This window comes from Pseudomonas sp. Irchel 3F6 (assembly GCF_900187595.1).
GTDB lineage: Bacteria > Pseudomonadota > Gammaproteobacteria > Pseudomonadales > Pseudomonadaceae > Aquipseudomonas > Aquipseudomonas siliginis.
The window spans coordinates 38222-58946 of record NZ_FYDP01000004.1 but is presented as its reverse complement, the minus strand read 5'-3'; the positions used below and the strand labels follow the sequence as shown (position 1 = coordinate 58946).

Below are 20725 nucleotides of genomic sequence, written 5' to 3'. Positions count from 1 at the left end.
GCACATGCTCCCCCGAGGTTTAAAGCGTTGGATCGCGACTGTTATCTCAGCCTTCGATCTCGATGAGGATTTCGCCCGGGTTGACCCGGTCGCCCTTGGCCACATGAATCGCGGCAACCTTGCCGGCAATGGCGGCCTGGACTTCGGTTTCCATCTTCATCGCTTCGGTGATCAGTACCGCCTGGCCAGCCTTGACGCTGTCGCCCTCCTTGACCAGCACATCGACGATGTTGCCGGGCATGGTGGTGCTGACATGGCCTGGTGCCGAGGCCTGTTTGCGTTTGCTGCTGCCGCCGCCAACGAATTCGTTGAGCGGCTCGAACACCACTTCTTCCGGCATGCCGTCGATGGACAGATAGAAGTGGCGCTTGCCTTCAGCCTTGACGCCGACACCGGTGATGTCGACGCGATAGGTTTCGCCGTGGACGTCGATGACGAACTCGGTCGGCACGCCTTCGCCGCCCGCCGAAGCAACGGCGCCCGCTTCCGGGATTGGCAACAGCACTTCCGGCGTGAGGGTGCCGGCGGCACGCTCTTCGAGGAACTTGCGGCCGATGTCCGGGAACATGGCGAAGGTCAGTACGTCTTCTTCGGACTTGGCCAGTGCACCGATATCGGCACGCAGCTTGGTCATTTCCGGTTTGAGCAGATCGGCCGGGCGCACGTCAATGACGTCCTCGCTGCCGATCGCCTGACGCCGCAGTTTTTCATTCACGACGCCCGGTGCCTTGCCGTAGCCGCCCTGCAGGTACAGCTTCACTTCGTTGGTGATGGTCTTGTAACGCTCGCCGGCCAGCACGTTGAAGAAAGCCTGGGTGCCGACGATTTGCGAGGTTGGGGTCACCAGCGGCGGGAAGCCGAGGTCTTCACGTACGCGCGGGATTTCTGCGAGCACTTCGCCCATGCGATTCAGAGCGCCCTGCTCTTTCAACTGGTTGGCGAGGTTGGAGATCATCCCGCCCGGCACCTGGTTGACCTGCACACGGGTATCGACGGCGGTGAATTCGCTTTCAAACTGGTGGTACTTCTTGCGCACGGCATAGAAGTACAGGCCGATTTCCTGGAGCAGCTCCAAGTTCAGGCCGGTGTCGTACTCGGTGCCCTTGAGCGCGGCAACCATCGACTCGGTGCCCGGATGGCTGGTGCCCGAGGCGAAGCTGGAGATCGCGGTGTCGATGTGATCGGCGCCGTTTTCGATCGCCTTGAGCTGGCACATGGCGGCCAGGCCAGCGGTGTCGTGGGAGTGGATGAACACCGGCAACGACTGCTCGGCTTTCAACGCGCGCACCAGTTCACCGGTGGCATACGGGGTCAGCAGACCGGCCATGTCCTTGATCGCTACCGAGTCGCAGCCCATGGATTCCATTTGCTTGGCCTGGGTGACGAAGGCCTCGATGGTGTGCACCGGACTGGTGGTATAGGCGATGGTGCCCTGTGCGTGTTTGCCGGCAGCCTTCACCGCTTCAATGGCCACGCGCAGGTTACGCACATCGTTCATCGCATCGAAAATGCGGAACACGTCGATGCCGTTCACCGCTGCTTTGGCGACGAAGGCTTTGACCACGTCGTCGCTGTAATGGCGATAGCCGAGCAGATTCTGCCCGCGCAGGAGCATTTGCAGACGGGTGTTGGGCAACGCCGCACGCAGTTGGCGCAGGCGCTCCCACGGGTCTTCCTTGAGAAAGCGCACACAGGCGTCGAACGTCGCGCCGCCCCAGCATTCCAGCGACCAGTAGCCGACCTTGTCGAGCTTGTCGCAGATCGGCAGCATGTCTTCGGTGCGCATGCGGGTGGCGAGCAGCGATTGGTGAGCGTCGCGCAGGATGGTGTCTGTTACGAAGATTTTCTTGCTCATTCTTGTATTCCTCACAGGCCTGCGTGGGCGGCGATGGCGGCGGCGATGGCCAGGGCCAGCTCTTCGGGTTTGCGCTTGATCGAGTAGTTGGTCAGTTCCGGGTGGCTTTCAACGAAGCTGGTGTTGAACTGGCCGCTACGGAATTCCGGGTTGCGCAGGATTTCCTGGTAGTACGCGGCGGTGGTCTTCACGCCCTGCAGACGCATGTCGTCCAGCGCCCGCAGACCACGGTCCATCGCCTCTTCCCAAGTCAGCGCCCAGACCACCAGTTTCAGGCACATCGAGTCGTAGAACGGCGGAATGGTGTAGCCGGTGTAGATTGCCGTGTCGGTGCGCACGCCCGGGCCGCCGGGGGCGTAGTAACGGGTAATTTTGCCGAAGCTCGGCAGGAAGTTGTTCTTCGGGTCTTCGGCGTTGATACGGAACTGCAACGCAAAGCCACGGTGCTGGATGTCTTCCTGCTTTACCGACAGTGGCAGGCCGGAAGCGATGCGAATCTGTTCGCGGACGATGTCGATGCCGGTGATTTCTTCGGTGATGGTGTGTTCCACTTGCACCCGCGTGTTCATTTCCATGAAGTACACCTCGCCCTCGGCGAGCAGGAACTCCACGGTGCCGGCATTCTCGTAACCCACTGCCTTGGCCGCACGGACCGACAGGTCGCCGATGTAGCCGCGCTGTTCCGGGGTCAGCTGTGGGCTCGGCGCGATCTCGATCAGCTTCTGATTGCGGCGCTGGATCGAGCAGTCACGCTCGAACAGATGCACGACGTTGCCGAAGCTGTCGCCAAGGATCTGCGCTTCGATGTGCTTGGGATTGACGATGCATTTTTCCAGGAACACTTCCGCCGAACCGAACGCCTTGGTGGCTTCGGAGATGACCCGGGGGAAGTTCTGTTCGAGTTCTTCGCGGCTGTTGCAGCGACGGATACCGCGACCGCCACCACCGGAGGTGGCCTTGAGCATTACCGGGTAACCGATGCGGTCGCCCTCAACCAAGGCTTCTTCGATGCCGGAGACGTTGCCCTCGGTGCCGGGCGTCACCGGTACGCCGGCCTTGATCATGCTGCGCCGCGCTTCGGTCTTGTCGCCCATGCGCCGGATGACTTCCGCCGACGGGCCGATGAATTTGATGCCGCGCTCAGCGCAGATTTCCGCCAGCTCGGCGTTTTCCGACAGGAAACCGTAGCCGGGGTGCAGCGCATCGCAGCCGGTTTCCACGGCGAGGTTCACCAGCTTGCGCGGGTTCAGGTAACCGGCCAGTGGCTCGGCACCGACGCTGTGGGCCTCGTCCGCACGCTTTACATGCAAGGCATGGCGATCGGCATCGGAGAAAATCGCAACCGAGCGAATGCCCATTTCGGCGCAGGCTCGTACGATGCGTACGGCAATCTCACCACGGTTGGCGATCAGGATCTTTTTTATCACTTGGAAATTCCCTTGAGCCGGTGGCACCACGACCTGCTGGAGCCAGGTCGACGCGTGACCAAATGTTTCAATTCAGTCGCAGGTCCACACTAGCGCTGCTGAGGGATTAACAAAAATGAATAAAAATTGGGTCAGGCATAAGTAAACACTTATAGTCGGAACAACCGTGTGCCGTGAGAGCCCGAATAAAATGCGTAAGTCATTGATGCGTATGACATTGCGTCAGTTGCAGATCTTTAATGAGGTGTGTGATTTACGCTCCTACAGCCGCGCCGCCGAGGAAATGTCCCTCACACAACCGGCCGTGAGCCTACAGATTCGTCAGCTGGAAGAGCTGATTGGCCAGCCGCTGTTCGACTATGTCGGCAAAAAACTCTACATGACCGAGGCGGCGGAAGCGCTCCAACGTGCCAGTCGCGACATTTTCGGGCGGCTGGAAAACCTCGATATGCAACTGTCGGACATGCAGGGTTCGCTGCAGGGTCAGCTGAAACTGGCAGTGGAATCGAGCGCCAAATATTTCGTGCCGCATCTGTTCGCCGCGTTCAAGCGCCAGCATCCGGAAGTCAATTTGCAGCTGACTGTGGTCAACCGTGGCCAGGTCATTCGCCGCCTCTCGGACAACCGCGATGATCTGGTGATCATGTCGATGGTGCCGCAGGACATGGGCCTGGAATTCCTGCCGTTCCTCAACAATCCGATTGTCGCCGTGGCGCGCCCGGATCATCCGCTGGCGCACATGGGCCCGCTGCGCTTGCAGGATCTGGAACCGTATACGCTGCTGATCCGCGAGCCGGGCTCGGGCACACGTCTGGCCTGCGAGGAATACTTCAAGGAAAAACGCGTGCACTTCACTCAGACCCAGGAAGTGGCCTCGGCCGAAGCTCAGCGCGAATGCGTGTTGGCGGGTCTGGGCCTGGCGCTGCTGACGCGCCACGCCCTGAATCTGGAGCTGGCGACCGGCGGCCTGGTCGAGCTGCCGGTCGAGGAGTTGCCGCTGATGCGCAGCTGGTGTCTGGTGCAAGCCAAAGCCAAACGGCTGTCACCGGTGGCGCACGCCTTCCTGGCGTTCATCCGCAGCGAGCGGGCGCAGATTATTGCGCTGGTTGAGCGTTTCGACGGGAAGCGGCGGGCGCTGCCTGCCAGTGCGTGATCTCGGGAAAATCGCCGATCTCGGCCTGAAGCTGGCGAAGTTCGAAGCGATCCTCGATTGCGCGGCGAAATTCCATGCGGCGCTGATCTTCCTGCTGACGACGGGTTTTCGCGGCGCTGTTGCGTTCTTCGTAGGGCTGAGCCATTTCGAGTCTCCCAGGGCGAGTACGGGAGTTTTACGATAGGCGTGGGGGATGACGGTTTGGCTGCGCGGGGATGACAATGTGATGAAATGTGCGCAGGGATGTGCTGTTGTTGAGGACGCTTTCGCGAGCAGGCTCGCTCCCACATTTGATCCCGTTATGACCCAGAATTTATGTTCTCAGAAGCCCCCCTGTGGGAGCGAGCCTGCTCGCGAACAAGGTCGGAACGACCTTGCTCAATCGTCCAGCGCTTTCACGGCCTTGGGCGACAAACGCAGACTGCGCAGACTGCGCTTCACGCTCTTGAGATGATTGACCAGGCTCGGCCCGCGCGCCATGGCCACGCCCATCGCCAGCACGTCGATCACCACCAGATGGGCGATTCGCGAGGTCAGCGGCGTATAGATCTCGGTGTCTTCATGCACATCGATCGCCAGATTGACGGTCGACAGTTCGGCCAACGGCGTCTGGCTCGGACACAGGGTGATCAACGACGCCCCGCTTTCGCGAACGAGGTTAGCGGTGATCAGCAAATCCTTGGAGCGCCCCGACTGGGAAATACAGATCGCCACATCGGTAGGCTTCAGCGTCACAGCCGACATCGCCTGCATGTGCGGATCGGAATACGCCGCTGCGGTCAGCAACAAACGGAAGAACTTGTGCTGTGCATCCGCGGCCACCGCACCGGAAGCACCGAAGCCATAGAACTCGACACGCTGCGCCTGGGACATCAGCGTCACCGCGCGCTGTAACTCCACCGGGTCGAGCTTCTCGCGCACTTCCATCAGGGTGTGCAGCGTGGTGTCGAAAATCTTCAGGCTGTAGTCGGCGACGGAGTCATCTTCGTGGATCGCGAACTGGCCGAAGCTGGCGCCGGCGGCCAGGCTTTGCGCCAGTTTCAGCTTGAGATCCTGAAAGCCGGAACAACCGATGGCGCGGCAGAAGCGCACGATGGTCGGCTCGCTGATGCCGACGCTGTGAGCCAGGTCGGCCATGGAGCTGTGCATCACTGCCGCAGGGTCAAGCAGCACGTGGTCGGCGACCTTGAGCTCCGACTTGCGTAACAGGTGACGTGACTGGGCGATGTGTTGCAGCAGATTCAAGGGGCTGGACTCTTCTTGTGGGCAAGGATGTAGCAAGCTTGTAGTTATACTACATGAATGGGCATTTTGCCTGCTCAATGCGTAACTCGATGTCCCGGCATCAGGCGCGCTGAGGTGCATGTAGCCCTTACTGCGGATTTGCCTGATCACGCAGAAGCCCGGCCAGACGGGCAGCGTCCACCGGCCGGCTGATCAGATAACCTTGCACTTCGTCGCAGCGTTCGGCGCGCAGAAATGCCAGCTGATCCTCACGCTCGACACCCTCGGCGACGACTTTGAGGGCCAGTCCGTGAGCCATGGCGATGATCGCGCGAGTGATCGCCGCGTCCGCACTGCCCTCGCTCAAGCCGCGAATGAACGCCTGATCGATCTTCACGTAATCCACCGGAATGCGCTTGAGGTAACTCAACGACGAATACCCGGTACCGAAATCATCGATCGCCAGTTTCAATCCCAGATCGCGCAGTTGCTGGAATGTGGCAATGATGTGTTCGACGCTGTCGAGCAAATGACTTTCGGTCAGCTCCAGCTCGAGGTAGTGCGGCGCCAGCCCGGTTTCTTCCAGCACTTGCCGGACCAGACTGACCAGCTTGCCTTGGCGCAGCTGATGCACCGACAGGTTCACCGACACGCGGATCGGCGCCAGGCCCTGGCGCTGCCATTCGCAGGCTTGCCAGCACGCCTGACGCAAGACGAATTCGCCGATCGGCCCGATCAGACCGGTCTCTTCGGCCAGGCCAATGAAATCTGCCGGCGGCACCTGGCCCATGCTCGGATGATCCCAGCGCACCAGCGCTTCAGCGGCATTCATCCGACCGGTTTGCAGGCACAGTTTGGGTTGGTAGAACACTGTCAGTTGCTGTTCTTCAATGGCTCGGCGCAAGTGGTTTTCCAGCTGCAAGCGTTCGAGTGTGCTGGCTTGCAGGCTGTCGGTGAAGAACTGGAAATTGTTGCCGCCCAGATGTTTGGCATGCTGCATGGCCATGTTCGACTGGCTGACCAGCGCGGAAATCTCCCGCGCGTTGTCCGGCAGCAGGCTGATGCCCATCGAAGCGCTGACCACCAGTTCATGCCCGTCGACGCTCAGCGGCAAACGCAGCTTGGCCGACAACCGCGTCGCTACCCGTGCCAGGCTCGACAGATTGCCGTAAGCATCGAACAGCACGGCAAACTCGTCTCCGGACAAGCGCGCAATGGTGTCGGCCTCAGGCAAGGCATTGACCAGCCGCCGCGCCATTTTTTGCAGCAGCTGATCGGCGACTTCATGGCCGAGGCTGTCATTGAGCAATTTGAAGCGATCCAGATTGATGTGCAGCAATGCGAGACTGCGGCGCCCGCCCTGCCGCACGCGCTGATGGGCTTCGTGCAGGCGTTCGCGGAACAGTGAACGGTTGGCCAGGCCGGTGAGCTCATCGTAATGGGTCAGATAACGCAGGCGTTCTTCCGAGGCACGCCGCGCCGAGAGATCGGCGAAGAAGCCGACGATATGGCTGACATTGCCCCGGCTATCACGCACGGCATTGAGTTGCAGCCACTGCGGATACAGCTCGCCGTTCTTGCGGGTTTCCACCAACTCACCCTGCCAACTGCCGTGCTGCTCCAGTGCATGCCGGATCGCCACATAGTGGCGATGGGCATCGCGGCTGCAGGGCAACTCGACGACGTTGCGCCCGAGCATGTCGTCGATCTCGTAACCGGTGACCCGGCTGAAAGCCTGATTGATCGCAATCAGCGCGTAGTTCGGGTCAAGAATCACGATGCCTTCGCTGGCCGCTTCGAACACCGTGGCCGCCAGCCGCTGCTGCTCTTCGAGGCTTTTGCTGGCGCTGATATCGCGGCGAGTACCGACCATGCGGATCACCCGGCCGCTGGCGCTGCGCTCCACGGCACGGCCACGGTCCTCGATCCACACCCAGTGGCCGTCGCCATGGCGCAGGCGATATTCGACCTGATAATCCTCGGTGCGCCCCTTCAGATGCTCGACCAGGGCGAACTTGAGTGACGGCACATCTTCAGGATGCAATCGCGGCTTGAGGTCGCGCAGCAGCGCCGTGACGTATTCCGGGGCGAGGCCGAACAGTTCCTGAATCTGCGTGTGATGGACCTCGTCGGTCTGCAGATTCCAGTCCCACAATCCGAGCTCACTGGCCTTGAGCGCCAGCGCCAGGCGCGCTTCGCTTTTGCTCAGGGCCTGATTGGCGGCATCCAGTTCGCGGCTGCGCTGGGCCACGCGATTTTCGAGATCGACCTGCGCTTCACGCAATTGCGCCTCGGCACAGCGGCGCTGTTCGATCTCTTTGCCCAGCTCCTGATTGAGTTGTTCGCTGCGCGTTTGCGCTTGCTGTAAATGCTCGATCAGATGCTGATTCTGGAAGCGCCGAAGCAATCCACGGTCGATCAGCCGATTGACCTGCCACGCCACCACGCTCAACGAACCGAGCAGGATCAGACCCAGCCAGCCCCAGCCCCGGGCCTGATCGTCGCCGCCCCAGAACAGGTAGCCGATCGCTGGCAGCAGGCACGGCAAGGTAAACGAGAGGAACGCCGGCAGGCTCACCGCGTAGGCGACGCTGGCCGACAGCGTTGCCGCGCCGATCAGGCCGAATACCCAGGCTTGCTGCATGAAGTTGTCAGCGGGCACCAGAGCGATGCCGGCTCCGGCCAGCGTCAGGCCGGTCATGGTCGAACCGAGCAGGAACATGCGGAACCAGATTGGCCGGGCCTGACGATCGGGAATCGCCGAATCGAACGCGGCCACCTGAATCACCCGCAGCGCGACCAGCGACAGCAGCCACACCAGCCAGACGCTGACCACGAAGTAGCGCTGCGGGCTCCAGAGCAAAGCGGCGCAGACCAGACCATTGATCAACATGAACAGCGTGGGCAACAACGAGCCCTGATACAGCAGACGCGTGCGCTCCACCGCCATTTCGACGGCATAGTGCTTGCGGATCACCCGGGGGTCCACGGAGGGCCCCGACAGTTCGGCGCTGAGGATCATGGGCAACGTTCTTGTTCTTATAGGAGGGCGTGCGCCCGAAACGTGGACGGAGCATACACAAGCCGATCCCGATGCCAAACTGCTGCCGATCACAATTGCGGGGAAATTTTCCGCCGCTTGCGCACCGCTGCAACCCCTCAGGCGAGACGGGCCGAAGCCTGCAGCCAGTGACCGACCGGTCGTCATCGGCAGCACTTTCATCGGCTAATGCAACGCACGGTTTGCCCGGGCCTGCGGCGCACCCTAGAATGCCCCGATGCGCGATGATCTCTCCCTTCTGCTGAACTCCCTCAACGATGCCCAACGCCAGGCCGTAGCAGCCCCCGTTGGCCGTCAGTTGGTCCTGGCCGGCGCCGGTTCCGGTAAAACCCGAGTGCTGGTGCACCGTATCGCCTGGTTGATCCAGGTCGAAAACGCCTCACCTCACTCCATCCTGTCGGTGACCTTCACCAACAAGGCCGCTGCCGAGATGCGCCATCGCATCGAGCAGTTGCTGGGCATCAACCCGGCCGGCATGTGGGTCGGCACCTTCCACGGCCTCGCGCACCGCTTGCTGCGGGCGCACTGGCAGGAAGCGGGCCTGAGCCAGACCTTCCAGATTCTCGACAGCGATGACCAGCAGCGTCTGGTCAAGCGGGTGATCCGCGAGCTGGGCCTGGACGAGCAACGCTGGCCGGCGCGTCAGGCGCAGTGGTTCATCAACGGCCAGAAAGACGAAGGTCTGCGGCCGCAACACATTCAGGCCAGCGGCGACCTGTTCCTGGCCACCATGCGCGGCATCTACGAAGCCTACGAGGCGGCATGCCTGCGGGCTGGCGTGATCGATTTCTCCGAGCTGCTGCTGCGCGCCCTCGATCTGTGGCGCGATCACCCGGGCCTGCTGGCGCACTACCAAAAGCGCTTCCGGCATATTCTGGTCGACGAATTCCAGGACACCAACGCCGTGCAGTACGCCTGGTTGCGCCTGCTCGGCAAGGGCGGCGACAGCCTGATGGTGGTCGGCGACGACGACCAGTCGATTTACGGCTGGCGCGGGGCGAAGATCGAGAACATCCATCAGTACTCTTCGGACTTCCCGGACTCCGAAACGATTCGTCTGGAACAGAATTACCGCTCCACCGCCGGTATCCTCAAAGCCGCCAACGCGCTGATCGCCAACAACACCGGGCGTCTCGGTAAAGAGCTGTGGACCGACGGCGGCGACGGCGAAGCGATCAACCTGTACGCCGCGTTCAACGAACACGACGAAGCGCGTTACGTGGTGGAAACCATCGAAAGCGCGCTGAAAACCGGTCTGGCCCGTAGCGATATTGCGATTCTGTACCGCTCCAACGCCCAGTCGCGGGTGCTCGAAGAAGCCCTGCTGCGCGAGCGCATCCCGTACCGCATCTATGGCGGTCAGCGCTTCTTCGAACGCGCGGAAATCAAGAACGCCATGGCCTACCTGCGCTTGCTCGAAGGTCGTGGCAACGACGCGGCGCTGGAGCGAGTGATCAACGTACCCGCGCGGGGCATCGGCGAGAAAACCGTCGAAGCGATCCGCGAGCATGCGCGGCACAGCGACGTATCGATGTGGGAAGCGATGCGCCAGCTGGTGGCCAACAAAGGCCTGACCGGCCGTGCAGCGAGCGCGCTCGGTGCATTTATCGAACTGATCGAGAACCTCGCCGCCAAGTGCGCCGAGATGCCGCTGCACCTGATGACGCAAACCGTCATCGAGCAATCCGGCCTGATCGCTTATCACGAAGCGGAAAAAGGCGAAAAAGGCCAGGCCCGGGTGGAAAACCTTGAGGAACTGGTCAGCGCCGCACGTAACTTCGAGAACACCGAAGAGGACGAAGAACTGACCCCACTGGCGGCGTTCCTCGGCCACGCTTCGCTGGAGGCCGGCGACACTCAGGCCGACGAGCACGAAGACAGCGTGCAGCTGATGACCCTGCACAGCGCCAAAGGCCTGGAATTCCCTTACGTGTTCCTCGTGGGCATGGAAGAAGGCCTGTTCCCGCACAAGATGAGCCTGGAAGAACCGGGGCGTCTCGAGGAAGAACGGCGTCTGGCTTACGTCGGTATCACCCGGGCGATGCAGAATCTGGTCATGACCTACGCCGAAACCCGGCGCCTGTACGGCAGCGAAACCTACAACAAGGTGTCGCGTTTCGTCCGCGAGGTGCCGAAAGGCCTGATCCAGGAAGTGCGCCTGTCCAATAGCGTCAGCCGACCGTTCGGCGGCAACCAGTCGATGAGCGGCAGCAGCCTGTTCAACGGCAGCGAGATTCCGGAAACCGGTTTTGTGCTCGGTCAGGCCGTACGTCACTCGATCTTCGGCGAAGGGGTGATCCTCAACTTCGAAGGTTCCGGCGCCCAGGCCCGGGTGCAGGTGAACTTCAGCGAAGGCAGCAAGTGGCTGATGCTCGGCTATGCCAAGCTGGAAGCGATCTAATCACCGGCACTGAACCCATGTGGGAGCGAGCCTGCTCGCGAAAGCGCTGTGTCATCAAGCAATCATTTGCCTGACACGACACCTTCGCGAGCAGGCTCGCTCCCACAGGTTATGCGACGCAAGTGCATCAATCCCTCTGAACCTATCGCCTTTTCCTACAGACAAAAGTACATCGGCTGATTGCCTCGCCAAGCTGAACGCAACCTGTCAGGCAAAAGCCCGAAACACTCTCTCGCTAGCCAGTAACACTTCAGCTGTGCAACATGGCGCGCGTGTCTCCACAAAACGGGAATACCCTTTATGAAACGTTTTCTTAGCATCGCCATGGCGTTGTGCATCGGCCTGACGATGAGCCTCGACGCCAACGCCAAGCGCTTTGGTGGTGGCAAAAGCGCCGGCGCTGCGCCGACGCACCAGACCAGCCAGATGGCTCCCTCTTCTCCAGGCGTGGGCGGCGCAGCAGCGACCGCTGGCGCTGCCGGTGCTGCTGGCGCCGCGGCCAAGGCCGGCGGTGCTTCGCGCTGGCTCGGCCCATTGGCGGGCATCGCCGCCGGTGGCCTGCTCGCGTCGATGTTCATGGGCGACGGTTTCCGGGGCATGCAGATCTTCGACATCCTGATCATGGCCCTGATCGCGTTCGTGATCTTCCGCTTCATCGCCGCCCGTCGTCGCAAGCAGCAGGAGCAATTCGCTCCGGCCGGCGCGCCGATGCAGCGTGAAGTGTTCGAGCAGAAGCCTGCCGCCATGGGTTCGATCTTCGGTGGTTCGGCTGCTCCGGCTGCCGCCCGTCCAGTGATCAACGCACCGGCTTGGTTCAACGAAGAGCGCTTCCTTGAAGCTGCGCGTAGCCACTTCCAGTCGCTGCAGCAGCACTGGGACGCCAACGAAATGGACAAGATCGCCGAGTTCGTGACCCCGCAAATGCTTGAGTTCCTCAAGCGTGAGCGTGCGGATCTGGGCGATGGCTTCCAGTCGACCTACATCGACAACCTGCAGGTGCAGCTGGACGGCGTCGACGATCGTGCCGACAAGACCATCGCCACCCTGACCTTCACCGGCGTGTCGAAAACCTCGCGTTTCGACCAGGGCGAAGTGTTCAGCGAAAGCTGGAACATGGAACGTCCGCAGGGCGACAACCAGCCTTGGCTGGTCGCCGGTATCCGCCAGAACGGCTGATCCCTGCTGCGCTTCACTTGCGGTAACAGAACCCCGGCCTCGGCCGGGGTTTTTCATTTCACGGTTGCATCTATGGCGAGCTACTGTATAAACCGGCCCATATAAACCGCGCCATTCAGCAAGAGGATCCCGGACGTGGAAGAAATCATCGAACAACTGCGCGAAGCCAACGAACCCGTGCCGGTTCCTTTGGAATTGCCTGACGAAGACCTGCTGGTGGAAATCGAAGAACAACTGTTCATCGACATTCCGTTCGTCTTCAAAGAATTTTTGCTGACCGTCAGCGATGTGGTCTATGGCAGCCTCGAGCCGGTGACCGTCACTGACCCGCAATCGCACACCTATCTGCCGGACGTTGCGGCCAATGCATGGGACGTGGGTGTTGATCGCAGCTTGATCCCGATCTGTCAGGACGGCGATGACTACTACTGTGTCGAAGAAGACGGCACCGTGGTGCTGTGGCAGGCCGAAGAAGAACTGATTGCTGAAGAAACCTGGGAATCGGTGTGGCACTGGGCGCGGGACGTCTGGCTGGAAAGCTGAGCCGCCAAACGCCCCTGTGGGTCAATGCCCCGACGATTCCTTATGGTTGTCGAGGGTTTCCAGCAAGGCCACCTGCATCCGCGTATGCACGCGGATGAACCAGCGCCAGAGCAGCGCCGCTACGGCGGCCGCCACGACTGCGATCAGCACCAGCAGCTTGTTGGTCGGCAGGATACTGGCCGACAAGGCTGCCAACAGCAGGAAAATCACCAGCAGCGAGAGAATCGGGATCACTTCGGCGATCACCCGGCGCACTCGCTGTGTGTGACGCCCGGCCATCTCCGGCTTGACGCCCATTTCCGCCAGCAGCATCGACAGCGCCTTGAGCTTGCGATAAGCCGCAATCAGGAACGGTAGCGAGACCAGCAACGCCCCGCCCCAGATCAGTGCCTTCTGCCAGCTCGGATCGCTGATCCAGTCCTGCAGCCACAACGACATGCGCTCGGCGAAGTATGCGCCGGCAAAGAAGATCGCAATCACCAGCGCCAGATTGACCCCGACCTGCAACAGGATCCGTCGGATCATCGACGCCAGTAGCGCGCCCTCACCTTGCGGCTGGATGCTGCGCAACCATTCGCCATACATGCCGAGTACACGCCCGAGACGCTTGGGCACGACTGCCGAGAGCTTGATCGACAACGGATCCGCCGCGCGGATCAGATACGGTGTCAGCAGTGTGGTGATCACCGACACGGCTACAGCGACCGGGTAGAGGAAGTTGCTGGTCACCTGCAAGGTCATGCCCAGCGCGGCGATGATGAAGGAAAATTCGCCGATCTGTGACAGACCCATGCCGACCCGCAGTGAGGTCCGTCCGTCGTTGCCAGCGATAAACGCACCGAGGCCGCAGGACAACATCTTGCCCAGCACCACGGCCACGGTGATCACCGCGATCGGCCAGGCGTATTCGATGAGAATCAGCGGGTCGAGCATCAAGCCGATGGCGACAAAAAAGATCGCACTGAACAAGTCGCGAACCGGCTCGACCAACTGCTCGATTTTCAACAACTGCTTCGACTCGGCCATGATCGCACCGATCAGGAAAGCCCCGAGAACCATGCTGTATTCGAGCTTGACCACAAGGAGGCAGAAGCCGAAACACAGGCCGAGCACGGTGATCAGCAGCATCTCGTTGCTTTCGAATTTCGCCACATAAGCCAGCAGACGCGGCACCAACAGAATGCCGATGACCAGCGCGACGATCATGAACAGCGACAGCTTGCCGACCGTGGAAAACACTTCCCCCGAGCTCACCGTGCCGCTGACGGCGATGCTCGACAGCAACGCAATGATGCCAATGCCAAGGATGTCCTCGACAATCAGTACACCGAAGATCAACTGCGCAAAGCGCTCGTTCTTCATCTTCAGGTCATTCAGCGCTTTGACGATGATGGTGGTTGAGGAGATCGCCAGAATCGCGCCGAGGAACAACGAATCCATGGTGTTCCAGTCGAACCAGCGGCCGATTTCGTAGCCGATCCAGATCATCAGGATGATTTCGAGAAACGCGGCAATGAACGCCGTGGCGCCGACCTTGAACAGCTTGCGCAGGCTGAACTCCAGGCCAAGGCAGAACATCAGGAAGATCACCCCGAGTTCGGCCAGGGTCTTGATGGTTTCTTCGTCGTGAATCAGGCCGAACGGCGGCGTATGCGGGCCGATGATGAAGCCGGCGACGATGTAGCCGAGCACCACCGGTTGTTTGAAACGATGAAACAGTACGGTTACCACGCCCGCGACCAGCATGATCACTGCCAGATCCTGAATAAAACTGATGGCATGCATGGCGTAGGCTCCTTGATGACGAGGCGCGCGGACAGACGTCAGAACGTTCTGCGCGAGCAGGGTAAAAATCCGCTTTTAATGTAGGAATTGCCCTTGGGCAGGGCTTTTGCAGGTTAACACCGCGACTTCGCTCTGGAAGCCGGTGCAATATATGGAAACAGATCGCTACCGGCGTGACGGCGGCCCGCCGCGCGGCGTCCCGATAACGGTGCTTTTTGAAAAGCCACCAGGTGCCCGCAGAGGCGCTTCCTGCAATCAGCCTTGATCCGTGAGAACGTTATGGAACCCGGAAACGCCCAGCTGTCGATGACGGTACTGATGACCCCCGACATGGCCAACTTCTCTGGCAATGTCCACGGCGGCACCCTGCTCAAATACCTCGACGAAGTGGCCTACGCCTGCGCCAGCCGTTATGCCGGGCGCTACGTGGTGACCCTGTCCGTGGATCAGGTGATTTTCCGCGAGCCGATTCATGTCGGCGAACTGGTGACGTTCCTGGCCTCGGTCAACTACACCGGCAACACGTCGATGGAAGTTGGCATTAAAGTGGTCACCGAAAACATCCGCGAACGCTCGGTGCGCCACACCAACAGCTGCTTCTTCACCATGGTCGCGGTGGATGATCAGCGCAAACCGGCCGCCGTGCCGCCGTTGCAACCGCAGAACAGCGAAGACAAACGCCGCTTCATGCAGGCGCAGCAGCGCCGGCAGATTCGTCAGGAACTGGAGAAGCGTTATCAGGAGATCAAGGGCGACGCCTGAGACCAAAAAGCAAAAGATCGCAGCCTTCGGCAGCTCCTACATTTTGGAATGCAAACCCATGTAGGAGCTGCAGAAGGCTGCGATCTTTTTTGAACAACGACGAGATTAAAGACTGATCGCGGTCGCCTCGAACTTCACCCGCGGATGCGCAATGCGATCCTGCGCCCGCACCAGTTGCAGCTCATAACTGGCGCACGCCTGGGTTTCCAGCAACACCTCGTGCACTGCCGCTGCGGTGAATTCGAATGCCGCCAACAGCGTGTCGCCCAGCAGTACCCGCGCCAGGAACAGGCCGGATGTCAGATCGCCCACCCCCACCGGCTGACGCGGAAACGCCAGCAAGGGACGGCGCAAATGCCAACTGCCCTCAGCCGTCACCAACAACATTTCGAAGCCCTCCGCCGGTTTGCCCGGATAATCCAGATGCTTGACCAGTACCGCTTTCGGCCCGCGCGCCAGCAGCGCCCGCGCCATCGCCAGGCAATCGAACAGTGACTGCGGCTTGCGCCCGGAAAAACTGTCCAGCTCCAACTGGTTCGGGCACATGATGTCCGCCACGGCCGCCGCTTCATCGAGAAGGAAATCGCTGACCTCGGTGGGCACGCTGCAGCCTTTCTCCGGATGGCCCATCACTGGATCACACAGATACAGCATCTTTGGATTGACCGCTTTGATCCGCGCCACACCGCTGAGAATCGCCCGGCCCTGCGCGGCGCTACCGAGATAGCCGGACAGCACCGCGTCGCAATTGCCCAGCTCGCCAATCGCAGCGATGCCTTCGATCAGCTCGGGAATCTGCTGCGGTGCCAGCACTTCACCGGCCCACTGACCATACTGGGTGTGGTTGGAAAACTGCACGGTGTTGAGCGGCCAGACGTTGACCCCGACCCGCTGCATCGGAAAAACCGCAGCGCTGTTGCCGGCGTGGCCAAACACCACGTGGGACTGGATGGCGAGCAGATGAGGCGTACGTTTCATTCGGGTCATTCCGTAAAACGATTGAAATTCAAGCCGCGCAGTATGCGACGAAACACAGCCTGTACGACAGACCGGCGAGACAGTTAAGCTGACGCCATCTTTTGGAGTTTGATGTCGATGCTGACCCTGGAAAACATCTTCGTGCTGATGCTGTTCGCCGCCGCTGGTGCCTGGCTATGGCACAACCACGGCTTGCGCGAGCGCGCGCTGGAGCGGGTCAAACAGCATTGCACCAATGTTGGCGTTGAACTGCTGGACGGTAACGTCGCGCTGAAAAAAATCGCTCTGATCAGGGATGCCAACGGTCGCCGACGACTGGCGCGGGTCTACAACTTCGAGTTCACCGTGACTGGCGAAAGCCGCCACAACGGCACCGTCACCCAGTTCGGCGCGCACAGTGCGCAGATTGAACTGGCGCCCTACCCGGCGCCGTTCGACGACACGCCGCCGGTGGTCGAAGTGCCCAAGCCTCGGGCGGAAGTAATCGAGCTGAGCCAGTGGCGCCAGGAACATACCAAGTGGAAGCCTTGAGCTGACTCACTGAATCCGACATTCAGCCAAATCGGCTTGCAGCTGTTCGATGTTCTGCGGTTCAGCGAAGATCAGCTCAATTCTTGAGTCTTTTCGCCATTCGCTGGCTTGCCAACTCAGCTGCGCATGCTCCAGCGCATTGCCCGAAACCCAGCCATCCGTACTGTGGATAACCAGTTTCGCCCGGTTCCAGTCGAGCGCGCTCAGCCAATAGGCGATGCGTGCTTGATCAAATACCTGCTGCGGATGCCAGCGCCAACCGATGCTCCACCCCCCCTCCTGCGCCTGACTCAGGCAAATCGGTTCGGCCGGATCGCTCCAGACCGCTGGCAGCTGTGCCAATCCAGTGGGCAGCGGCAGATGCCCTGCGCCTTCGTTCGCTTTTACTGCCAGCCCCGGAAGCTCGCTCAGAGGCAGCTGGGCTTGCTGCGTCCAGATCAGTCTGACGGGCGGCAACTGGCTGGCGATTTTCTGTCGAACCGCTTCATCGAGATTTTCCGCCTTGTTCAACAGCAGCAAACCCGCGCTGGCCAACGCTTGCTGCTGGGCGTCCGGCAAGGCTCTACCTGCGTGCAATGCCTGAGCGTCCAAAACCAGAACACAGGGCTGAACCGCCAGCACACCCAGCCACGGCGCCTCATTCAGTTGCTTGAGCAATTGCGCCGGATGGCCCAACCCGGATGGCTCGATAAACAGTCGATCCGGCCTGGCCTTGCGCAGCAGGCGGCCAAGGCCGATCTGGAATGGCGCGCCATTGACGCAACACAGGCAGCCCCCGGCCACCTCACCCAGTGCGATACCATCGTCGTCGCGAGTCAGCAACGCGGCGTCCAGACCAATCTGGCCGAACTCGTTGATCAGTACCGCCCAACGTTCGTCCGCCGGCCGTTGCGCCAGCAACTGGCGAATCAGGCTGGTCTTGCCGGCGCCCAACGGGCCGGCGATGACGTGGGTCGGAATGTTCTGCAACATGGCGGGTACTTTCTGCGGACAGTTATTGAGGAGATCGAAGATGCACTGGTCGGGATGGTCGTTGCTGTTGGCGCTGCTGTCGAGTGAAGCGTGGGCTCAGGCCTGCGTGGTGCACACACAGGGCGAACGGCTCGACGTCAAAGTCTGTCAGCAGAACCGGACGATTCCGCAGAAATTGTTCAATGACGGCTTCTGCCAACCGACGCTGGCCGGGCAGAAGGTCGAGGTGCAATACGTCGACCAGTGCCCGAGCGGCGCTTTCGGCGTGTGCAGCAACGCGCAAGTCGCCAATATGCCCTATCGCCAGGATATCCACTATTACGGCGTGGCCACCGATACGGCGTATCTCAAGCCATATTGCGAAGGCCAGAGCCAGGGCGTCTGGCGCAAGCCCTGATGTGTCAGCCGAGCCAGTCGAGGGTCAGCAACAGACGGCGCTCACCGGGTGCCGGTTGCGGCGAACGATGGATCAGGCCGAAGCCTTCATTGCCGTGCCACTTTTCGCCTTTGAGCAGCGCGACGTCGCCGCTGTTGAGCTGACGAATCGACGCTGGATCTTGCGGTTCGGCATCGGACTGGCCAAGTTGCGCGCGGTCCATCGCACCCTCCTCAAGCCATTGGCTGCCGATGCCAGCGTAAGTAGTGATCAGGCGCACCGGCACGTGATCGACGTGGAAACGCGGACACATGGCCTTGTCCAGCACGCGCAAACGCACGCCGATACGCCGCGCGCCCAACAGACAGGCGAAGGCACTGATCAGCCACTTGAGGTCGCTGATGAAACCTTCGAAACCGTGCAGATCACGCATCCCTGCAGCCAGACCGGCGAGATCCGGTTCGGCATCTTCGTCGGGCAATTCCAGACACAGCGACTCGGCCAAGGGCTCGTTGAGCGACAGCACCAATTGCGCAAAGTCGGCAATGTGCACGGGCAACTGGCGTTGCCAGACGGCGAGATTGGTCTGATCTTCGAGGATTCGCGTCAACGTTTGCGGGGTCAGGCCCTGGTACTGATGACGGGCAAGAAGCGGCTGATCCTTGAGTGCGAGCATCAGGCGGCCTCGTCGTGCCACGGGCCGAATGGATCAGGCAGCAAACGCCAGCCTTCTACACCCATGGCCATTTCTTCGTCGGTCAAAAGACAGGCATCGAGTTCGGCGGAGAGCTGTAGGAAATCGATGTTCTGACCGATGAAAACCAGCTCCTGGCGGCAATCTCCTACGCTTGGAGTCCAGTTTTCCATGATCGCCTGGACACTTTCCTGATCTTCGGGCCATTGATTCTTTGCTACGAAACGCCACCAGCGCCCGGCGAATCCATGCCGCATCAAACCACCGGCCTGCGACCAGCTACCGGCGTCGGTGGGTTTGCTGGCGAGCCAGAAGAAGCCTTTGGAGCGCAGCAGCTTGCCGTTCAGCCAAGGCCGGTCGATGAAGCTGAAAAAGCGTTGCGGGTGGAATGGCCGGCGGGCGCGGTAGGCCGTCGAGGCGATGCCGTATTCCTGTGTTTCCGGGACGTGCTCACCGCGCAATTCCTGCAGCCATCCCGGGGCTTGTGCGGCTTTCTCGAAATCGAAACGACCGGTGTTGAGGATTTTCTCCAGGGGGATTTCGCCCATCACCATTGGAATGATTTCAGCCTGGGCATTGAGGCGCTTGAGGATCGCGGTAAGTTCTTCGCGCTCGTGCTGGCTGATCAGGTCGATTTTGCTGATCAGCAGGACGTCGGCGAACTCGATCTGCTCGATCAACAGATCGGTGATGGAGCGCTCGTCTTCTTCACCGAGAATCTCGCCGCGAGAGGCGAGGCTTTCGGCCGTTTGGTAATCGAGCAGGAAATTCACACCGTCGACCACGGTGACCATGGTATCGAGGCGAGCGATGTCGGCGAGGCTTTGCCCCTGTTCATCGCGGAAGGTGAAGGTTTCAGCGACCGGAAGCGGTTCGGAAATGCCAGTGGACTCGATCAGCAGGTAATCAAAACGATCCTCGCGGGCGAGTTTGCTGACTTCTTCAAGCAGGTCTTCGCGTAACGTACAGCAAATGCAGCCGTTGCTCATCTCAATGAGCTTTTCTTCCGCACGGTTAAGACTGACATCGCGCTGGACTTCACTGCCATCGATGTTGATTTCGCTCATATCGTTGACGATCACCGCTACACGCAAGCCGTCTCGGTTACGTAGTACGTAATTCAAAAGTGTACTTTTTCCGGCGCCGAGAAATCCTGAAAGTACGGTGACGGGCAATTTGGCTGACATTGGATAATCCTCATAAATGGCAGCCGATTTGCGCTTTCAGGTGTGCGCTTGGCGTGTTGCGCTTCAATTAATTGGGGCAATGAAGGCAAACGATCGTAATCGGCAGCTCAGGCTGGTTACGGACGATGTTATAGTATAACAATCACAGCTTGCCAGTCCGACACAGGAGAATTCGTAATTTGCCGCAGCACCGATCATGGAAATTCTCAATGAACAATGGGTTGAAATACCTGCTTTTGAGCTTTGCTACGTCGCTGGCCGGCCAAGCCCAAGCGCAGATGCCCTCGCTTGCGCACTGCACGCGCAGCGCTAATTTGCTGGCATGTGTGGACGCCGACGGCAATGCCTATAGCGTCAATACGGTCGGCACCACGCTTTACCTGCGCGGATTCGAGAAGGACGGCCATCGCTATTGGGCGCAAACCAACAGCCGCTTCGGCCAATTAACCTTTTTTACCGGCATCGCCTCGGATGGCGAGGCTTGGGTTGGCTATACCCGTCGTGTCGGCTGGACGACCATCAACCGTTTTTCCAGCTCGGGTGGTAGCAGCGCAAGGTTCACTTGCAGCCGGATGACGGGCTGCTAGTGAAAACCTTTTC

General features: G+C 60.5%; 18 protein-coding genes. 8 read left to right on the top strand and 10 right to left on the bottom strand.

The window, feature by feature from the left end:
* Window positions 1–46 precede the first annotated feature (46 nt).
* A complete protein-coding gene (gene oadA, locus CKW30_RS14760) occupies window positions 47–1855 on the bottom strand; it encodes a sodium-extruding oxaloacetate decarboxylase subunit alpha (RefSeq protein ID WP_073470865.1) in 1809 nt (602 codons plus the stop codon).
* A gap of 11 nt (window positions 1856–1866) precedes the next feature.
* Window positions 1867–3282 carry an acetyl-CoA carboxylase biotin carboxylase subunit gene (locus CKW30_RS14755; RefSeq protein ID WP_095181204.1) on the bottom strand — a complete coding sequence of 472 codons (1416 nt, stop codon included), beginning with the start codon at window positions 3280–3282 and terminating at the stop codon, window positions 1867–1869.
* A gap of 190 nt (window positions 3283–3472) precedes the next feature.
* Here CKW30_RS14755 and CKW30_RS14750 point away from each other — a divergent pair, with 190 nt between their 5' ends.
* Window positions 3473–4435, top strand: a complete 963-nt coding sequence (locus CKW30_RS14750; protein WP_095181203.1) for a LysR family transcriptional regulator — start codon at window positions 3473–3475, stop codon at window positions 4433–4435.
* Here the strand turns inward: CKW30_RS14750 and CKW30_RS14745 are convergent.
* From CKW30_RS14745 to CKW30_RS14735, 3 genes are all read right to left on the bottom strand, one after another.
* A complete protein-coding gene (locus tag CKW30_RS14745) occupies window positions 4377–4580 on the bottom strand; it encodes a PA3496 family putative envelope integrity protein (protein WP_080902479.1) in 204 nt (67 codons plus the stop codon). The genes CKW30_RS14750 and CKW30_RS14745 overlap by 59 nt on opposite strands.
* A gap of 233 nt (window positions 4581–4813) precedes the next feature.
* Window positions 4814–5680: a transcriptional regulator HexR gene (gene hexR, locus CKW30_RS14740; protein WP_007962240.1), complete on the bottom strand. Its 867-nt coding sequence runs from the start codon at window positions 5678–5680 to the stop codon at window positions 4814–4816.
* Between the two features lie 127 nt (window positions 5681–5807).
* A complete protein-coding gene (locus tag CKW30_RS14735; RefSeq protein WP_095181202.1) occupies window positions 5808–8681 on the bottom strand; it encodes a GGDEF domain-containing phosphodiesterase in 2874 nt (957 codons plus the stop codon).
* 256 nt (window positions 8682–8937) lie between these two features.
* Between CKW30_RS14735 and uvrD the strand changes: the two genes are divergently transcribed.
* The 3 genes from uvrD to CKW30_RS14715 all read left to right on the top strand — a co-directional run bounded on the left by uvrD (window position 8938) and on the right by CKW30_RS14715 (window position 12840).
* Window positions 8938–11121, top strand: a complete 2184-nt coding sequence (gene uvrD, locus CKW30_RS14725; RefSeq protein WP_095181201.1) for a DNA helicase II — start codon at window positions 8938–8940, stop codon at window positions 11119–11121.
* A 300-nt stretch (window positions 11122–11421) separates the two neighbouring features.
* On the top strand, window positions 11422–12297 hold the full coding sequence (locus CKW30_RS14720; protein WP_095181200.1) for a Tim44 domain-containing protein: 876 nt from the start codon (window positions 11422–11424) through the stop codon (window positions 12295–12297).
* A 135-nt stretch (window positions 12298–12432) separates the two neighbouring features.
* Window positions 12433–12840, top strand: coding sequence for an SMI1/KNR4 family protein (locus CKW30_RS14715; protein WP_038359443.1), 408 nt, complete (start codon window positions 12433–12435; stop codon window positions 12838–12840).
* A gap of 21 nt (window positions 12841–12861) precedes the next feature.
* On the opposite strand, the gene CKW30_RS14710 is transcribed toward CKW30_RS14715, so the two are convergent.
* A complete protein-coding gene (locus tag CKW30_RS14710) occupies window positions 12862–14625 on the bottom strand; it encodes a cation:proton antiporter (RefSeq protein WP_095181199.1) in 1764 nt (587 codons plus the stop codon).
* Between the two features lie 279 nt (window positions 14626–14904).
* On the opposite strand from CKW30_RS14710, the gene CKW30_RS14705 reads away from it, so the two are divergent.
* Window positions 14905–15387 carry an acyl-CoA thioesterase gene (locus CKW30_RS14705; RefSeq protein WP_016772447.1) on the top strand — a complete coding sequence of 161 codons (483 nt, stop codon included), beginning with the start codon at window positions 14905–14907 and terminating at the stop codon, window positions 15385–15387.
* Window positions 15388–15492: 105 nt separating this feature from the next.
* Here the strand turns inward: CKW30_RS14705 and pdxY are convergent, their stop codons facing one another.
* Window positions 15493–16365, bottom strand: a complete 873-nt coding sequence (gene pdxY, locus CKW30_RS14700; RefSeq protein WP_095181198.1) for a pyridoxal kinase PdxY — start codon at window positions 16363–16365, stop codon at window positions 15493–15495.
* Window positions 16366–16482: 117 nt separating this feature from the next.
* Between pdxY and CKW30_RS14695 the strand changes: the two genes are divergently transcribed.
* Window positions 16483–16896 carry a DUF3301 domain-containing protein gene (locus tag CKW30_RS14695; protein ID WP_095181426.1) on the top strand — a complete coding sequence of 138 codons (414 nt, stop codon included), beginning with the start codon at window positions 16483–16485 and terminating at the stop codon, window positions 16894–16896.
* 6 nt (window positions 16897–16902) lie between these two features.
* On the opposite strand, the gene CKW30_RS14690 is transcribed toward CKW30_RS14695, so the two are convergent.
* Window positions 16903–17868, bottom strand: coding sequence for a GTP-binding protein (locus tag CKW30_RS14690; protein ID WP_095181197.1), 966 nt, complete (start codon window positions 17866–17868; stop codon window positions 16903–16905).
* Window positions 17869–17908: 40 nt separating this feature from the next.
* Here CKW30_RS14690 and CKW30_RS14685 point away from each other — a divergent pair, with 40 nt between their 5' ends.
* Window positions 17909–18265 carry an NADH:ubiquinone oxidoreductase gene (locus CKW30_RS14685; RefSeq protein ID WP_095181196.1) on the top strand — a complete coding sequence of 119 codons (357 nt, stop codon included), beginning with the start codon at window positions 17909–17911 and terminating at the stop codon, window positions 18263–18265.
* A 4-nt stretch (window positions 18266–18269) separates the two neighbouring features.
* Here CKW30_RS14685 and CKW30_RS14680 read toward each other — a convergent pair whose 3' ends face one another.
* Together CKW30_RS14680 and zigA are read right to left on the bottom strand one after the other, a co-directional pair.
* Window positions 18270–18920 carry a DUF1826 domain-containing protein gene (locus CKW30_RS14680; RefSeq protein WP_095181195.1) on the bottom strand — a complete coding sequence of 217 codons (651 nt, stop codon included), beginning with the start codon at window positions 18918–18920 and terminating at the stop codon, window positions 18270–18272.
* The gene (gene zigA, locus CKW30_RS14675; protein WP_095181194.1) at window positions 18920–20125 is read right to left on the bottom strand and encodes a zinc metallochaperone GTPase ZigA; all 1206 of its coding nucleotides are present in this window, start codon (window positions 20123–20125) and stop codon (window positions 18920–18922) included. The genes CKW30_RS14680 and zigA overlap by 1 nt, the downstream gene beginning before the upstream one ends.
* A 209-nt stretch (window positions 20126–20334) precedes the next feature.
* On the opposite strand from zigA, the gene CKW30_RS14670 reads away from it, so the two are divergent.
* Window positions 20335–20712, top strand: a complete 378-nt coding sequence (locus tag CKW30_RS14670; RefSeq protein WP_041476568.1) for a hypothetical protein — start codon at window positions 20335–20337, stop codon at window positions 20710–20712.
* Window positions 20713–20725: the final 13 nt, after the last annotated feature.

What these genes read in the sequence shown, in the direction of transcription:
- oadA (WP_073470865.1), bottom strand. Translation starts at nt 1,855, where the DNA reads ATGAGCAAGAAAATCTTCGTAACAGACACCATCCTGCGCGACGCTCAC.
- CKW30_RS14750 (WP_095181203.1), top strand. Translation starts at nt 3,473, where the DNA reads ATGCGTAAGTCATTGATGCGTATGACATTGCGTCAGTTGCAGATCTTT.
- CKW30_RS14745 (WP_080902479.1), bottom strand. Translation starts at nt 4,580, where the DNA reads ATGGCTCAGCCCTACGAAGAACGCAACAGCGCCGCGAAAACCCGTCGT.
- CKW30_RS14735 (WP_095181202.1), bottom strand. Translation starts at nt 8,681, where the DNA reads ATGATCCTCAGCGCCGAACTGTCGGGGCCCTCCGTGGACCCCCGGGTG.
- uvrD (WP_095181201.1), top strand. Translation starts at nt 8,938, where the DNA reads ATGCGCGATGATCTCTCCCTTCTGCTGAACTCCCTCAACGATGCCCAA.
- CKW30_RS14720 (WP_095181200.1), top strand. Translation starts at nt 11,422, where the DNA reads ATGAAACGTTTTCTTAGCATCGCCATGGCGTTGTGCATCGGCCTGACG.
- CKW30_RS14710 (WP_095181199.1), bottom strand. Translation starts at nt 14,625, where the DNA reads ATGCATGCCATCAGTTTTATTCAGGATCTGGCAGTGATCATGCTGGTC.
- CKW30_RS14705 (WP_016772447.1), top strand. Translation starts at nt 14,905, where the DNA reads ATGGAACCCGGAAACGCCCAGCTGTCGATGACGGTACTGATGACCCCC.
- pdxY (WP_095181198.1), bottom strand. Translation starts at nt 16,365, where the DNA reads ATGAAACGTACGCCTCATCTGCTCGCCATCCAGTCCCACGTGGTGTTT.
- CKW30_RS14695 (WP_095181426.1), top strand. Translation starts at nt 16,483, where the DNA reads ATGCTGACCCTGGAAAACATCTTCGTGCTGATGCTGTTCGCCGCCGCT.
- CKW30_RS14690 (WP_095181197.1), bottom strand. Translation starts at nt 17,868, where the DNA reads ATGTTGCAGAACATTCCGACCCACGTCATCGCCGGCCCGTTGGGCGCC.
- CKW30_RS14685 (WP_095181196.1), top strand. Translation starts at nt 17,909, where the DNA reads ATGCACTGGTCGGGATGGTCGTTGCTGTTGGCGCTGCTGTCGAGTGAA.
- CKW30_RS14680 (WP_095181195.1), bottom strand. Translation starts at nt 18,920, where the DNA reads ATGCTCGCACTCAAGGATCAGCCGCTTCTTGCCCGTCATCAGTACCAG.
- zigA (WP_095181194.1), bottom strand. Translation starts at nt 20,125, where the DNA reads ATGTCAGCCAAATTGCCCGTCACCGTACTTTCAGGATTTCTCGGCGCC.
- CKW30_RS14670 (WP_041476568.1), top strand. Translation starts at nt 20,335, where the DNA reads ATGAACAATGGGTTGAAATACCTGCTTTTGAGCTTTGCTACGTCGCTG.